This is a genomic window from Vibrio sp. 1069 (assembly GCF_033340555.1).
Window position 1 is genome coordinate 1 of record NZ_JAWOWP010000962.1, and the last position, 514, is coordinate 514.

At 46.9% G+C, this 514-nt stretch carries 1 protein-coding gene; it reads left to right on the forward strand.

Annotated features, from left to right (window positions below; translation table 11 throughout):
• The coding region (proB, locus tag R7040_RS30045; RefSeq protein ID WP_318098132.1) for a glutamate 5-kinase at positions 1-514 on the forward strand (514 nt) is incomplete at both ends.

Here is a 514-nt window from a genome sequence, read left to right on the forward strand (position 1 = left end):
TGCTTGCTGCTGTGGGTCAGAGTCGTTTGATTCAAACATGGGAGTCTTTGTTTGGTATTTACGGTATCAAGATTGGTCAAATGCTACTGACTCGTGCTGACTTGGATGATCGTGAGCGTTTTCTTAATGCGCGTGACACCATCAATGCGCTTGTGGCGAACGATATTATTCCAATCGTGAACGAAAATGATGCAGTAGCCACCAGTGAAATCAAAGTCGGCGACAATGACAACCTATCGGCTTTAGTGGGTATTTTGTGTGGTGCAGATAAGTTATTGCTACTGACAGACCAAAAAGGTCGGTTTACTGCAGACCCACGAAAAGATCCGAATGGAGAGCTGATCAAAGAAGTTAAAACCATTGATGACACGTTGCGTAAAATTGCTGGCGGCAGCGGTACAACACTCGGTACGGGTGGTATGGCGACGAAACTTCAAGCAGCCGACATCGCACGTCGCGCGGGTATTGAAGTGATTATCGCAGCAGGTAGCGCGCCAAACGTAATATTTGACTC